Annotated in this window: 11 protein-coding genes and 1 pseudogene; 4 read left to right on the top strand and 8 right to left on the bottom strand. The window is 74.5% G+C overall.

Going from position 1 to position 13542, the window contains the following annotated elements; genetic code table 11:
- Positions 1-22: 22 nt before the first annotated feature.
- The 6 genes from LPU43_RS14160 to LPU43_RS14135 all read right to left on the bottom strand — a co-directional run bounded on the left by LPU43_RS14160 (position 23) and on the right by LPU43_RS14135 (position 6379).
- On the bottom strand, positions 23-517 hold the full coding sequence (locus tag LPU43_RS14160; protein ID WP_229400862.1) for a hypothetical protein: 495 nt from the start codon (positions 515-517) through the stop codon (positions 23-25).
- A gap of 207 nt (positions 518-724) precedes the next feature.
- Complete coding sequence (locus LPU43_RS14155; RefSeq protein WP_229400861.1) at positions 725-4306, bottom strand: adenylate/guanylate cyclase domain-containing protein; 3582 nt, start codon at positions 4304-4306, stop codon at positions 725-727.
- Positions 4303-5100 (bottom strand): MBL fold metallo-hydrolase, encoded by a 798-nt coding sequence (locus LPU43_RS14150; RefSeq protein WP_229400860.1) that lies wholly within the window; start codon positions 5098-5100, stop codon positions 4303-4305. Before LPU43_RS14150 ends, LPU43_RS14155 begins: the two co-directional genes overlap by 4 nt.
- Before the next feature lie 126 nt (positions 5101-5226).
- Entirely contained in the window at positions 5227-5688 is a 462-nt protein-coding gene (locus LPU43_RS14145) for a RidA family protein (RefSeq protein WP_229400859.1), read from the bottom strand.
- A 5-nt stretch (positions 5689-5693) separates the two neighbouring features.
- The gene (gene sp36, locus LPU43_RS14140; protein WP_229400858.1) at positions 5694-5849 is read right to left on the bottom strand and encodes a Sp36 family protein; all 156 of its coding nucleotides are present in this window, start codon (positions 5847-5849) and stop codon (positions 5694-5696) included.
- 44 nt (positions 5850-5893) lie between these two features.
- The gene (locus LPU43_RS14135) at positions 5894-6379 is read right to left on the bottom strand and encodes a hypothetical protein (RefSeq protein WP_229400857.1); all 486 of its coding nucleotides are present in this window, start codon (positions 6377-6379) and stop codon (positions 5894-5896) included.
- A 353-nt stretch (positions 6380-6732) separates the two neighbouring features.
- On the opposite strand from LPU43_RS14135, the gene LPU43_RS14130 reads away from it, so the two are divergent.
- Genes LPU43_RS14130 through bagB form a run of 3 tightly spaced genes read left to right on the top strand, consistent with a single transcriptional unit; the run spans position 6733 to position 9517 of the window.
- A complete protein-coding gene (locus LPU43_RS14130) occupies positions 6733-7308 on the top strand; it encodes an Rv0361 family membrane protein (protein WP_229400856.1) in 576 nt (191 codons plus the stop codon).
- A gap of 26 nt (positions 7309-7334) precedes the next feature.
- A complete protein-coding gene (gene bagA, locus LPU43_RS14125) occupies positions 7335-8312 on the top strand; it encodes an ATPase BagA (RefSeq protein WP_229400855.1) in 978 nt (325 codons plus the stop codon).
- A gap of 53 nt (positions 8313-8365) precedes the next feature.
- Entirely contained in the window at positions 8366-9517 is a 1152-nt protein-coding gene (bagB, locus tag LPU43_RS14120) for an ArsA family ATPase (protein WP_229400854.1), read from the top strand.
- 27 nt (positions 9518-9544) lie between these two features.
- Here bagB and LPU43_RS14115 read toward each other — a convergent pair whose 3' ends face one another.
- Positions 9545-9862, bottom strand: coding sequence for a WhiB family transcriptional regulator (locus tag LPU43_RS14115; protein ID WP_229400853.1), 318 nt, complete (start codon positions 9860-9862; stop codon positions 9545-9547).
- 399 nt (positions 9863-10261) lie between these two features.
- On the opposite strand from LPU43_RS14115, the gene LPU43_RS14110 reads away from it, so the two are divergent.
- Positions 10262-12712: a penicillin-binding protein gene (locus LPU43_RS14110; protein ID WP_229400852.1), complete on the top strand. Its 2451-nt coding sequence runs from the start codon at positions 10262-10264 to the stop codon at positions 12710-12712.
- Between the two features lie 293 nt (positions 12713-13005).
- Here the strand turns inward: LPU43_RS14110 and LPU43_RS14105 are convergent.
- Positions 13006-13503, bottom strand: a pseudogene (locus tag LPU43_RS14105) (SanA/YdcF family protein); the annotation flags it as partial.
- Between the last annotated feature and the right edge of the window lie 39 nt (positions 13504-13542).

Raw genomic sequence — 13542 nt, 5'->3', positions numbered from 1 at the left:
AATACCTAACCGGCCCGGTCGCTCAGAGTTCCGCGCCCGAGGAACGGACGGCACCGTCCGCCTTGGCCGCCTTTGTGGTGACCTGTGTGGCCGGCGTCGTGCCCGGCTTCGCGGTCGCCGCGCGGCGGGCGTCCACGCGCAGGGCGACGGCCGTGGCGACCGCGCCCAGCCCCTCCCAGAGCGCCACCGTGAAGAACCGGCCCGGGGCGACGCCCGCCAACACCGTGAGGGTGAAGACGGTGAACGTGACCAGTCGGAAGAAGACCGTGAACCGGTAGAACGACCGCCACTCGGTGGCGGTGGCCAGCAGGTAGTAGACGCCCATGTTGAACGACGCCATGGCGGACGCGGTCAGGAACGTGCCGGTGTGGTCACCCGGGGCCCGGCTCTGCGGCACCTCGAACCCGAGCATCCGCAGTTGCGCCTCCGGCCAGAGCAGCCCGAGCGCGCCCATCGCCAGCGCGAGGAGACCGAAGACCGCCATCGTCCAACCGGCGCTGGAGCGCGGCAGCCTCATCACGCCTCCCGGAGCCCGGCGCACGCGACCCACAGTGGACCGCTCGCCCGGTCCTGCCACCGTAGCCGGTGCCGCCCGGCCCCGCATCGCCCACCTCGGCAAGCCTCGGCGGGTCGGGGTGCGGCTCGGTCGGTCTCGGTGCGGCTCGGTGGACCTCGGTGAGAAGGGAGCCCTTCTCTACCGTAGGCGTTAACAAGGTGCCCTTCCTTACCCCAGGCGGGCGTGGAGCGCGGCGGCCGCCGCCCGTTCGCTGCGCTGCTCCGTCGCGTGCGCCAACCGCACCGCCTCCTCCGCGCTGGCCAGCGCCTCCACGTCGCGCCCGCTGGCGCTGAGCGCCTCCGCCAGCACCATCGCCGCGACCACCTGGCTGCGCACGTCCTCCGCCGGGGCGGCGACCGCCCGCTGCGCCCAGTCGAGGGCCTGCTCGCGCTGGCCGTGGGCGAGCAGCGCGGAGGCGTACCGGGCCATCGTCTGCCGGCGGGAGAAGAGCAGCGACGGCGCGTTGGCGGCGGCGGTGGCCACCGGAGCGAGCAGCCCCACGGCGGTGGCCGGGTCGCCGGCGGCGAGCCGGGCGGTGGCCAGCAGCACCCGGGGGCCCACCTGGGCGGGGGCCTGCGGGTTGTGCGGCTCGACGGCGGTCAGCACGGCCCGCGCCGAGCGCTCGGCGGTGTCGCAGTCGCCCAGGTCCAGCGCCACGAAGCCGCGCAGCGTGCCGGCCATCCCGGTGAGCAGCGGATGGGAGGTGTGCGCGCCGAACTCCAGGGCGTCGGCGAGCAGGTCGGCGGCGTGCTCCGGCTCGCCCAGGCCCCGGGCGATCGTCCCGCGCACCACCAGGGCGAAGCCCTGCCCCCACTCGTCGCCGACCTCGGCGAAGTCCCGGTACGCCCGGCGGGCCGCCCCGTCGGCCTCCCCCAGCTCGCCCAGCTCGGCCCCGGCGAACGCCTCGACCGCGCGCAGCGTGCCGACGGCCCACGCCTCGCCGACCCGCTCCCCGAACGGCAGGAACACCCGCGCGAGGCGGCACGCCTCCCGTAGTCGGCCGGCGAGCAGCCGGGCGAACGCGGTGGTGCCGCGCAGCCAGGCCCGCCCGTACGGGTCCTTCAGCTCGGCGAAGAGCCGGGCGGCCCGGCCGAGCACCGCGTCGGTGCCGGCGAAGTCGCCCCGGGTGGTGGTCACCCAGGCCAGGTCCTGCAACGACCACGCCTGCCCGCGCCGGTCCTGGGCGGTGAGGCTGATCTGGTACGACGCCGCGAGCCGGCTGCTGGCCTGCCCGAGGTGGCCGGCGATGAAGTCGGCCATGCCGAGCCGCCGCATCGCCGAGGCCCGCTGGTGGGGCAGCTCGCCGGCGGTGGCCACCTGCAACGCCTCGTGCCAGCAGGCTACGGCCCGCGCCCGCTCGCCGAGGGCCTGGTGGGCCTGCCCGGCGAGCAGCAGGGCGCTGGCGCGGGTGCCCAGGTCGTCCCCGGCGTTCGCGCCGATCTTCTCGGCGTAGGCGAGCGCGTCACCCGGCCGCCCCACCTGGAGCAGCGCGCGAGCGTGCACCACCCGGTCGGCCGCGGGCAGCGCGCCCCGGGCCAGCTCGGCGGCGCGCTCGGCGTGCTCGACGACGGCGGCCGGCTCCCCGGCCTGCAACGCGCGGCGGGCGGCCCGGCCCAGCGCGGCCACCCCCAGGTCGGCGACGGTGCGGGCCGGCGCGTCCGGGCGCAGCTTGACCGCGTCGGCGAGCGCGGCGGCCCGTTCCACGTGCTCGGCGACGAAGGCGTCCCGGTCGGCGTCGGTGAACCCGGCCGGGCCCCCCGGCCCGCCCGGCGCCGCCCAGCGGGCCAGCGCGGCGTGCCGCTCGGCCAGCTCGGCCTTGCTCACCCCGGAGTAGGCGGCCTCCCGCATCAGCGGGGTGGCGAAGGCGTACCCGGAGCGGGTGCGGTGCAGCATCCGGCGTTGCAGCAGCTCCTCGACGGCCCGGTCCAGGTCGACGGCGACCACGGCGGCGGGCCGCCCGTCGCGCCCCGCGCGCTGCTCGCCCAGCGCCTCCAGCGCGCCGGCGGGCACGGTGTCGCCGACCACGGCGGCGTCGCGCAGCGCCGCGCGGGCGTCCGGCGGCAGCGCGTCGATGCGGGCGGCGAGCACGGCGGCCAGGTCCCGGGAGAGCAGCCGGCTGCCGAGCGAGCCGGGGGCCAGCCGCCAGCCGGCGTGGGCCGGGGCGGACCGGTCGGCCACGGCGGTCAGCGCGCCCCGCTCCATCAGCAGGGTGACCAGCTCGGCCAGGTAGAACGGGTTGCCCTGGGCCGTGGCGAGCAGCCGGTCGGCGTCGGGCTGCGGCAGCTTTCCGCCGCCGAGGTAGCTGGTGAGCAGCCGGGCCGCGTCGGCGCCGCGCAGCGGGGGCAGCGCGTGCACCTCGGCGTCGGCGACGCGGGTCAGCGCCCCGGCGGTGCGCACCAGCTCGGGGCGGCCGAGCAGCAGCACCAGCACCGGGCCGGCGATCCGCGACAGCGTCACCCCGAGCGCCCGGATGGTCTCGGCGGTGGCGTCGTGCAGGTCGTCGACGATCACCACCAGCGGGGCCTCGGCGGCCAGGGCGCTGAGCAGGTCCGCCACCGCGTTCGGCACGGCCTCGGCGTCGGCCGGCGCCTGGGTGCCCGTCCCCCACTCGTCCTGCTCGGTCGGGCCGCCGGTGGGCAGGTCGGCGTACCCGAGCAGGGCCAGGAGCTGGTCGGGGGCGGCCGGCGGGGCGTCGTCCTCGCGGTGCCGGCCGAGGCGCTGGTGGAGCCGGCGCAGCCGCTCCTCGACTGCCGGGCGGGTCAGCGCGGTCGCCGCGTCGCTGGGCAGGCCCGCGGCGGCCCGGACCAGGTCGGCCAGGGGCGCGAGCCGGCGGCGCTCGCCGAACGCGGCGCAGCGCACCGAGAGCACCCGGGCCCCGGTGTGGGCGGCGTACCGGCCCGGGCCAACGTCGTAGCCGGCGGCGAGGCGTTCCACCTCGGCGGCGAAGCGGGACTTGCCGATCCCCGCCTCGGCGGTCATCAGCAGCACCCGGGGCTCGCCCCGGTCGATCACCTCGGCGAGCCGGCCGGCGACCCGGCCGATCTCGGTCTCCCGGCCGACGTAGGGCGCCTCGTCGCCGAGGCCGGAGCGGGTGCCGGGGGCGTCGAGCAGGCCGAGCAGCTCGTACGCCTCGACGGGCTCGCGCTTGCCCTTGAGCCGCAGCGGGCGCAGCGCCCGCCAGGAGGCGACGTGCCGGGTGGCCGCGGAGGTGCGCGCGCCCGCGTAGACGGCGCCGACGGCGGCGGCGTCGGCCAGCCGGGCGGCGGTGTTCACGGTGTCGCCGATGACCGTGTACTCGATGGCCGCCTGGATGCCGGCGATCACGTCGCCGGTGTTGAGCCCGACGCGCAGGCCCAGCGGCGCGCCGCCGCCGCGCTCGTCGTCGAGCACCCGGCGCACGGCCCGCTGCATGGCCAGCGCGGCGCGCATGGCCCGCTCGGCGTCGTCCTCGTGGGTGACGGGCGCGCCGAAGACCGCCATGATCCCGTCGCCGGTGAGCTTGTCGACGTGCCCGCCGAAGGTCTTCACGGCCCCGGCCAGGGCGGCGAGGACCCGGTCGGTGACCGCGCCGACCCGTTCGGGGTCGAGGTCCTCCGACCAGGAGGTGAAGTCGGACAGGTCGCCGAAGAGCACGGTGACCACCCGCCGCTCGGCGGCGGGCAGGGTGGCGGCGGCCGGCAGGGCGGCCCCGCAGTTGTGGCAGAACCGGCCGCCGGGCACGGCGACCGTCCCGCACACCGGGCAGGTCACGGCTGCTCCACCCCGAGGTGTTCGAGCTGGGCGCGCACCGACCACTCGGCCGCCCACCACAGGGAGCGGTCCACGTCGGCGTAGACCCGCGCCACCACCTCGGGCGCGGTCCGTGCGCCCTCGGCGACGGCCTGCCGGACCTGGTCGAGCCGGGCGCGGCGGTGGGCGAGGTAGAACTCGGCGGCCACGCCGCAGTCGGCCAGCGCCGGGCCGTGCCCCGGCAGCGCCGGGATCCCCCGGTACGTCGAGAGCAGCTCCAGGCTGGCCAGGTAGGCCCCGAGGTGCCCGTCGGGGTGGGCGACGACGGTCGTGCCCCGGCCCAGGATCGTGTCGCCGGTGAGCACCACCCGCTCGCCGTCGCGCTCGACGAGGAAGCACGCCGAGTCGGCGGTGTGGCCCGGGGTGGGCAGCAGGGTGAGGGCGAGGCCGGCCGCGTCGAGGCGGATGCCGGGGGCCAGCGGCGGGCCGCCGTGGCTGTGCGCCGGGTCGACGGCCCGCACGGGCGCGCCGCCGAGCAGCTCCCGCAGCCGGGGCGAGCCCTCGGTGTGGTCGGCGTGCCCGTGGGTGATCAGCACCGTGGCGACGGGCGCGTGGGCGGCGATCGCGGCGAGGTGGCCGTCGTCGGCCGGCCCGGGGTCGACCACGACGGCCGGCTCGCCGGGGCCGGCGCGCAGCACCCAGGTGTTGGTGCCGTCGAGCGTCATCGGCCCCGGGTTCGGGGCGCGCAGGAGCGTCACCCACCCCGGCAGCTCGTCAGCCAGCGCCGCCACGGCCCCCGTGATGTGCCCGGTCATGCCAGCGATCGTACGACCCCGCCCGCCACTCCCCGCGATCTCGCGCCTGCGGGCCGGGATTCGTGCCCGTTCACGGCATTCGCCGTGGCCCGGAAGGGCATGGTCGCGGGGAGCGGGCGGGACGGGTCAGGCGACCTCGACGATCAGTTCGACCTCGACGGGGGCGTCGAGGGGAAGCTCGGCGACGCCCACCGCCGAGCGGGCGTGCCGGCCGGCCTCGCCGAAGACCGCGCCGAGCAGGTCGGACGCGCCGTTGACGACGCCCGGCTGGCCGGTGAAGCCCGGCGCGCTCGCCACGAACCCGCCCAGCTTGACGATCTTGACGACCTTCTCCAGGCCGACCAGCGCGTCGACGGCCGCGAGGGCGTTCAGGGCGCACCGCTGCGCCAGGTCCTTGGCCTGCTCGGCGGAGACGCCCGCGCCGACCTTGCCGGTGGCCAGGAGCTTCCCCTCGGCCATCGGGAGCTGCCCGGAGACGTAGACGTGCTGCCCGGACTGCACGGCCGGCACGTAGCTGGCCACCGGGGGCACCACCTCGGGCAGCGTCAGGCCCAGTTCGGCGAGCTTGGCGTGCGGTCCGTTGCCCACGCCGCTCACGCCTTCGGCCGCTTGAGGTACGCGACGAGCTGCTCCGGGTTCGGGCCGGGGATCACGTTGACGAGTTCCCAGCCGTCCTCACCCCAGTTGTCGAGGATCTGCTTGGTCGCGTGGACCAGCAGCGGGACGGTCGCGTATTCCCACTTCTGCATCGGTGCGGGGCTCCCTAGGAGGCGTGACGGTTACCGTCGACAGCCTACGAGCCGTCGCCGCCGCCCGGCGCGGGACGCTGCTCCGGGGCGACCGGCGGTTCGCCGCAGGGCCCCTCGTGGTCGTACCGCTGGGGGCAGCGGGAGCGGTCGGGCAGCGGCAGGTCGCAGAAGACCCGGTGCCGGTTGTTCTGGTCGTCGGCGGTGGAGACGGTGGTCTCCCCGGCGTCCATCTCGGGCAGGAAGCCGAGCGAGACGGCCACCCGTCCGGCCAGCGCGGTGGCCGCCGCGAGGTCGGCGACCCGGATCGGCAGGTGGATGACGTACCCGGTCTCCTCCTCGTCCCGGGGGCGCTCGGCCGGGCGGCTCAGCGTGCGCAGCATCTCCCCCGGGTCGGCGAGCCGCCGGTAGGAGCGCTCGTTGAACGGCAGGCCGGTGACCGGCCCCTCCTCCCCGGCGGCGCCGGTGCCGACCCTCCGCCCGCTCGCGCTGGGCGGGAACTGGGCTCGGGAGCTGTTCTCGGTTTCGCGCATGTACTGCCTCCGGGCCTCGCGCCTGATCCACGTCGTCACCATCCGGCTCGGGCCGTCCGCCGATCCGGTCCCCCGTATCGGCACGAACGTAGGACCGAAATCGGACACGGACAACGGGACGCGCAGTCTTGATCACGTTTAGTCACATATGCGACACAGGATGGGTCCGGTAGCGGACGGCGCTGGGAGCGCTCCGATGGTTGACGCGCCATCGCCCGGTCCCAGGGGCACCTCCCCGTGTCGGTTCACCGCTACCCTTCCGTCGGACGGGCCGCCCGCCCGCCTTCGCGCTCGACCCAGCGCGCCGCCCGTCCGGCGAGGACGGCGAAGCGCCGCACCCCCGAAGGACCGACATGACGCACCCGCCCAGCGGCGGCGCCACCGGGTCGCCCAGCGGCCCGACCTCCGGTGGCCCGACCGGGCCCCTCGCCCCGGGGGCGGTCCCGCCGGTCACCCACCCGCACCCGGCCCCGGCGTCGCCCGCGAGGCGGAGGCGCGGCGGGTTGATCGCCGTGGTCGTCGCGGTCGCGGCCCTGCTGCTCTGCGGCGGCGGTGGCACGGCGGCGTTCTTGGCCCTGCGCGACGCCGAGACCGGCGAGGGCGCGCGGGAGCCGACGGTCGCGGTGGAGAGCTTCCTCACCGCCGTCTACGAGGAGCGGGACGCGCGGAAGGCCGGCGGGCTGGTCTGCGCGGCGGCCCGGGACGACAAGAAGATCACCGCGAAGGTCGCGGAGCTGAAGCGGTACGCCGAGCAGCACCGGGACGCCCGGTTCCGGTGGAGCGAGCCGCAGGTCGACGAGCGGACCGGGAAGCGGGCGACGGTCTCGACGAAGGTGACGATGACCACCTCCGACGAGAAGACCGCCGAGCAGGATCTCCGCTTCACCGTGGTGCGCACGACCGGTTGGTGGGTCTGCGAGGTCGCCTGAGCCGGCGGCCTGGATAGGCTCGACGGGTGCGAGCAGTCGAGCGGCCGGCCGACCCGGCCGGTACGGGGTGGCCGGCCCGCCTCCACGTGGTGACCGGCAAGGGTGGCACCGGCAAGACCAGCGTGGCGGCGGCGCTGGCGTTGGCGCTGGCCCGCGACGGCCGGCGCACCCTGCTGGTGGAGGTCGAGGGGCGGCAGGGCATCGCCCAGCTCTTCGGCACCGACCCGCTGCCGTACGAGGAGCGGCACCTCGCCGACGCCCCCGGCGGCGGCGAGGTGCGGGCCCTGGCGGTGGACGCCGAGGAGGCCCTGCTGGAGTACCTCGACATGTTCTACAAGCTCGGTGCCGCCGGCCGGGCGCTGCGCAAGCTCGGCGCGATCGACTTCGCCACCACCATCGCCCCCGGCCTGCGCGACGTGCTGCTCACCGGCAAGGTCAAGGAGGCCACCACCCGCACCGCCGGCCAGCGTCGGGCGTACGACGCGGTGGTGCTGGACGCGCCGCCGACGGGGCGCATCGGCCGGTTCCTCAACGTCACGGCGGAGACGGCCCGGCTGGCCAAGGTCGGCCCGATCAAGACCCAGAGCGAGGGGGTCGCCGCGCTGCTGCGCTCCCCGATGACCGCCGTGCACGTGGTGACGCTGCTGGAGGAGATGCCGGTCCAGGAGACCCTGGACGCGATCACCGAGCTGACCCAGCTCGGCTTCCCGGTGGGCCGGGTGATCGTCAACGCGGCCCGGCCGCCGCTGCCCGCCGGGCGGGAGGTGACCGCCGCCGAGCTGCGGCGCGGGCTCGCCGCCGCCGGGCTGCCGGCCGACCGGGACACCGTCGCCGCGCTCGCCGGGGAGGCCCGCGACCAGGCGATCCGCCGGGAGCTGGAGGACTCGCTGCGCGGCGACCTGGTGGAGCTGGGTCGGCCCCTGACCGAGCTGCCGCTGCTGCCCGACGGGGTGGACCGGGCGGGCCTGGAGGCGCTCGCGCGGGCGCTGCACGGGGCCGATTGACTCACACTGCCGCCGGCACGGCGCACCCGGCCCCGTCGGCCCGATACGCTCGATTGGTGCCTTCCGAAGACGCGGCGCCCCGGCTGGACGTCGACCAGATCCTCGCCGACCCCGGCGTGCGGATCGTGGTGTGCTGCGGGGCGGGCGGGGTGGGGAAGACGACCACCGCCGCCGCGCTCGCGCTGCGCGCCGCCGAGCAGCACGGGCGGCGCACGGTGGTGCTCACGATCGACCCGGCCCGGCGGCTGGCCCAGTCCCTCGGCCTGACCGAGCTGGACAACACCCCCCGCCAGGTCAAGGGCATCGACGTCGAGGCCGGCGGCGGCGAGCTGCACGCCATGATGCTGGACATGAAGCGCACCTTCGACGACGTGGTGCTCGCGCACACCGATCCGGCGAAGGCGGCGGAGATCTTCGCCAACCCCTTCTACCAGGCCATGAGCAGCACCTTCGCCGGCACGCAGGAATACATGGCGATGGAGAAGCTCGGCCAGCTCCACGCCCGGGGCGAGTGGGACCTGATCGTGGTGGACACCCCGCCGTCGCGCTCGGCGCTCGACTTCCTGGACGCGCCGGCCCGGCTCTCCCGGTTCCTCGACGGGCGGATGCTGCGGCTGCTGCTGGCCCCGGCACGCAGCGGGGGCCGGAGCATGTTCAGCCTGGTCACCGCCAGCTTCGGGATGTTCTCGAAGGTGGTGCAGAAGGTGCTGGGCGCGCAGTTGCTCACCGACCTGTCCGGCTTCGTGGCGGCGCTGGACTCGATGTTCGGCGGCTTCCGGCAGCGGGCCGAGCAGACGTACCGGATCCTCCAGGCGCGGGAGACGGCCTTCCTGCTGGTGGCGACGCCGGAGCCGGACGCGGTCCGGGAGGCCGCCTACTTCGCCGGCCGGCTGCGCTCCGAGCGGATGCCGCTGGCCGGGCTGGTGCTCAACCGGGTGCACCGCCCGGCGGTCGACTCGCTGGACGCGGCGACGAGCCTCGCGGCGGCCGACCGGCTGGCCGAGGAGGGCGGGCACGACGGCACGGTGGAGGTGCTGCGGGCGCACGCCGCGCTGGCCCAGCAGGCGGCCCGCGAGCAGCGGGTGGCGGCCCGGTTCACCGAGGCGTTCCCGCAGGTGCCGGCGGTGTCGGTGACGGCGCAGCCCGCCGACGTGCACGACGTCGACGGGCTGCGGACGATCGGCGCGGCGATCAGCCGGCCGTGACCGACTGATCGGTGGCCGGCTGACGCGTCAGCCGGCGCTGACGAGCACCTTGTCCTTGCCGGACTTGTCCTTCGCGTTCTTCTTCATCGCTGCCTCGAACATCTTCCGCCAGCTCGCGACCTGGGGGTGCCGGCGCAGCAGGGCCCGGCGCTCCCGCTCGGTCATGCCGCCCCACACCCCGAACTCGATCCGGTTGTCGAGCGCGTCGGCCAGGCACTCGTACCGAACTGGGCAGCTCCGGCAGATCCGCTTCGCCACGTTCTGTTCAGCGCCCTGTACGAACAGCGCGTCCGGGTCCCCGTTCTGACACGCCGCCAGTGACGGCCAGTCAGTGATCATGCCCATGTGTACACGTCCCCCCTTGCAGTACCTACCGACGTCGCGCGACCAGCCGGCGAATCCCCCCGGTCGTCCGCCCGACCTCCCCAGGGCGGCACGGACGACGTGTGGCTGTGTCATCGCCACCATCATGCTCTGTAGTCGGCTGATTACGCAACGTTGTCGGCAAAATCCATCATTACGGACACTCCCGGCTTACCGGGCCTTCGGCCCCCGTCTACCCGGCCGGAGTACGTGAAAACGCCGCGCCGCTCCTCCGATCGGTGGAGACTCGTCGCGGGTCCACGCAACCTCCCACCAGGGTTCGTGCGTTTAGCACAACGAGGTCGGCGCGCGCTGGAAATGGGGAAAAGACGCCCCAGCGCCCCTCGTTCCCTACTCGCGTACCCTGTCGAGGTGACCTGGATGCGGAAACGTGACCACAATGTGCTGACCAACGCCGCATCGCTGCTCATCTGTGGCCTCCTGGCCGGCGTGGTGGTCGCCGCGGCGGCCTTCCCCGCAGTGGCGATGTCGGGGCTGGCCGCCAAGGCCGGCGCGGAGACCTTCGGAGCGTTGCCCAGCGAGCTGACGGTGGCCCGCGCGCCCCAGATCAGCTACCTGCTCGCCTCCGACGCCAAGACGCCGCTGGCGACCATGTACGACGAGAACCGGCGCGACGTGAAGCTCGCCGACATCTCGCCGTACATGCAGAAGGCGATCATCGCCGCCGAGGACCACGACTTCTACAAGCACAATGGAGTCGACCTCAACGGCGTCGCCCGCGCGTTCGTCAACAACCAGTCGAACGCCAACTCCCAGCAGGGCGCGTCCACCCTGACCATGCAGTACGTCCGGCTGGCCATCGCGTACTCGGCCACCCACCCGGCCGACGTGGTCGCAGCGACCGAGGACACCAGCGCCCGCAAGCTGCGTGAGATGAAGCTGGCCCTCCAGGTCGACGAGCAGTTCTCCAAGGACGAGATCCTCACCCGCTACCTGAACCTCGCCTCCTTCGGCAACGGCGCCTACGGCGTCTACGCCGCCAGCCAGGTCTACTTCGGCAAGCCGCCGAGCAAGCTCAAGATCGAGGAAGCCGCCATGCTCGCCGGCATGGTGAAGGCCCCGAGCACGAACGACCCGACCACCAAGGCCGGCTACCCGCTCGCCCGCGACCGCCGCAACTACGTGATCGACAACATGGTCGAGATCGGCGCGATCACCAAGGAGGAGGGCGAGGCGGCCAAGGCCACCAAGATGGTGGTCAAGGACAAGAAGACCCCGAACGGCTGCGTCGCCACCAACAAGAAGGAGTGGGGCTTCTTCTGCGACTACTTCTACCGCTGGTGGATGCAGCAGGAGACGTTCGGCTCGACCTCGTACGACCGGGAGCGGCGGCTCAAGAGCGGCGGCTACACCATCGTCACGAGCCTCGACGCGCAGGCACAGAACGGCGCCGACAAGGCCGTCCGCAAGAACCTCGGCGTCAACAGCAAGGCGGCCCGCATGGTCGCGGCGATCGAGCCCGGCACCGGCCGCGTCCGCGCGCTCTCGGTGAACCGGAACTTCAAGATCGACGACCCGAAGAAGCCGCAGAACAAGCTCAGCAGCGACCCACGCAAGCGCAGCAAGGGCATCCGGGGCAACTACCCCAACACGGTCAACCCGCTGCTCACCGGCGGCGGCGACATCAAGGGGTACCAGGCCGGCTCGACGTTCAAGATCTTCACGATCGTGGCGGCCCTGGAGAAGGGCATCCCGCTCAGCTACACCATCAACTCGCCGAAGCAGTTCAAGTCGGAATACATCATCGACAGCAGCAGCCCCGCGGCCTGCCCGGGCACGCACTTCTACTGCCCCACCAACTCGGTGGAGTCGATGGCCGGCCCGCACAACATGTGGAGCGCGTTCGGCAGTTCGGTGAACACCTACTTCGTCCCGCTCCAGCAGCAGGTCGGCTCGGAGAACGTGGTCAAGGCGGCGCAGAAGCTCGGCATCCAGTTCCGCTCGTCCGAGGACGCGGACTTCGCCAACAACAAGGAAGCGGCCCACCAGTGGGGCGCGTTCACCCTCGGCGTCTCCGCCACCACCCCGCTGGACCTGGCCAACGCGTACGCCACGCTGGCCGCCGACGGCAAGTACTGCGAGCCGATCCCGGTGCAGGAGATCAAGGGGCCGGACGGCAAGAAGCTGGACGTCGCCAAGCCGCGCTGCGAGCAGCGGATCAGCACCGAGGTCGCCCGCGCCGCCGTGGACGCCGCCCGCTGCCCGGTCGGCGACCGCTCGGCGACCTCCAAGTGCGTCGGCCGCACGGCCGCCAACGTGCGCGGCGTCGTGGGCAAGCCGGTGGCCGGCAAGTCCGGCACCACCGACTCGGAGAAGACCGCCGCGCTGGTCGCCATGACCAAGCAGTACGCGGTCGCCGGCATCCAGGCCGACCCGGACTGGCCGCAGACCACCCAGAAGATGGGCCACAACGTCCCCACCGGCATCAACCCGCCGGTGTACGAGACGCTGCGCGACGCCATGAAGGGCAAGAAGGGCATCGAGTTCACCCCGCCCAGCGGCAAGATCATGCAGGGTGACGAGCGGAGCATCCCCGAGGTGCAGTGCGTGGACGTCGAGACCGCCAAGAAGCGCCTCAAGGACGCCGGCTTCGAGCCCGTCGTCTCCTCCACCCGCGTGCCGTCGACCTGCGTCGCCGGCCAGGCCGCCGGCACCAGCCCGAACGGCCGCACGATCAAGGGCGGCGTGGTCACCATCGAGGTGAGCAGCGGCAGCGGCAAGCCGGTCAACCCGCCGAACCATGACGGCACCGGCCAGGTGCCCGGCACCGAACGTCCGGGCAACGGCGGTCGCCCGGGCCGCGACGACTGATTCACCCTGTACGACAGAACGGGCGGGCACCCTTCCGGGGGTGCCCGCCCGTTCACGTCGTGGGCGGTCCGCTCAGCCGGCCCGCAGCGCGTCCCGGACGGCGGAGTCTTCGGGCGAGCGGACCGCCGGCGGCCTCTCCCGTACGGCGTCCACGCCGCCTTCCCGCTGGCGAAGTAGTCGCGGACCGCCTTCTCGGCGAGCAGTCCGGCCGGGCAGCCGGCGCAGCGGGCGGCCACCCCGTCGGCGTCGACGCCGAGGCGTCGGCACAGCGTCACCGCCCGCGACAGGTGGTAGGACTGGGTCACGACCAGCGCCCGGGTGACCCCGTACACCTGGCGTGCCCGGGCGCAACTGTCGTAGGTGTCCAGCCCGAACGGGTCCGAGACCACGCGTCGCGCCTCCACCCCGAGCCCGATCAGGTACGACGTCATCACCGCCGGTTCGTCGCCGGACGCGCCGCCGCCGTCGCCGGACACGAGGATCACCCGGGCCCGCCCGGCGCGCACGAGCGCGGCGGCGGTCTCCAGGCGGCCGGCGAGCCGCTCCGCCGGGCGGCGTCGGTCCGCCGCCACCTCGGTCCCGAGAACGATGACGACGTCCGCAACCGGCGAGCCGGCCTCGTCGTGGACGTGACCGTGCGCGGCGATCGTCGTCCACAGCCAGGGGGCGCTGGCGAGGAGCACCGCGACGACGCCCGCAGCGGCCAGGCGCCGCACGAGTCGCCACCGAACCCGGGCACGGGCGGGGCCGGTCGGCCCGCCCCCGCGCGACGGCCCCGCGAGAATCCGCATACCCACCCCGTTCGCCCCTCCGGGCCTGCTACGGCCGCG

Source organism: Micromonospora okii (assembly GCF_020884795.1).
Taxonomy (GTDB): Bacteria; Actinomycetota; Actinomycetes; order Mycobacteriales; family Micromonosporaceae; genus Micromonospora; species Micromonospora okii.
The sequence above is the reverse complement of the archived record's forward strand: the minus strand, read 5'-3'. Positions and strand labels throughout refer to the sequence as shown.

What these genes read in the sequence shown, in the direction of transcription:
- LPU43_RS14160 (WP_229400862.1), bottom strand. Translation starts at nt 517, where the DNA reads ATGAGGCTGCCGCGCTCCAGCGCCGGTTGGACGATGGCGGTCTTCGGT.
- LPU43_RS14150 (WP_229400860.1), bottom strand. Translation starts at nt 5,100, where the DNA reads ATGACCGGGCACATCACGGGGGCCGTGGCGGCGCTGGCTGACGAGCTG.
- sp36 (WP_229400858.1), bottom strand. Translation starts at nt 5,849, where the DNA reads ATGCAGAAGTGGGAATACGCGACCGTCCCGCTGCTGGTCCACGCGACC.
- LPU43_RS14135 (WP_229400857.1), bottom strand. Translation starts at nt 6,379, where the DNA reads ATGCGCGAAACCGAGAACAGCTCCCGAGCCCAGTTCCCGCCCAGCGCG.
- LPU43_RS14130 (WP_229400856.1), top strand. Translation starts at nt 6,733, where the DNA reads ATGACGCACCCGCCCAGCGGCGGCGCCACCGGGTCGCCCAGCGGCCCG.
- LPU43_RS14115 (WP_229400853.1), bottom strand. Translation starts at nt 9,862, where the DNA reads ATGGGCATGATCACTGACTGGCCGTCACTGGCGGCGTGTCAGAACGGG.
- LPU43_RS14110 (WP_229400852.1), top strand. Translation starts at nt 10,262, where the DNA reads ATGCGGAAACGTGACCACAATGTGCTGACCAACGCCGCATCGCTGCTC.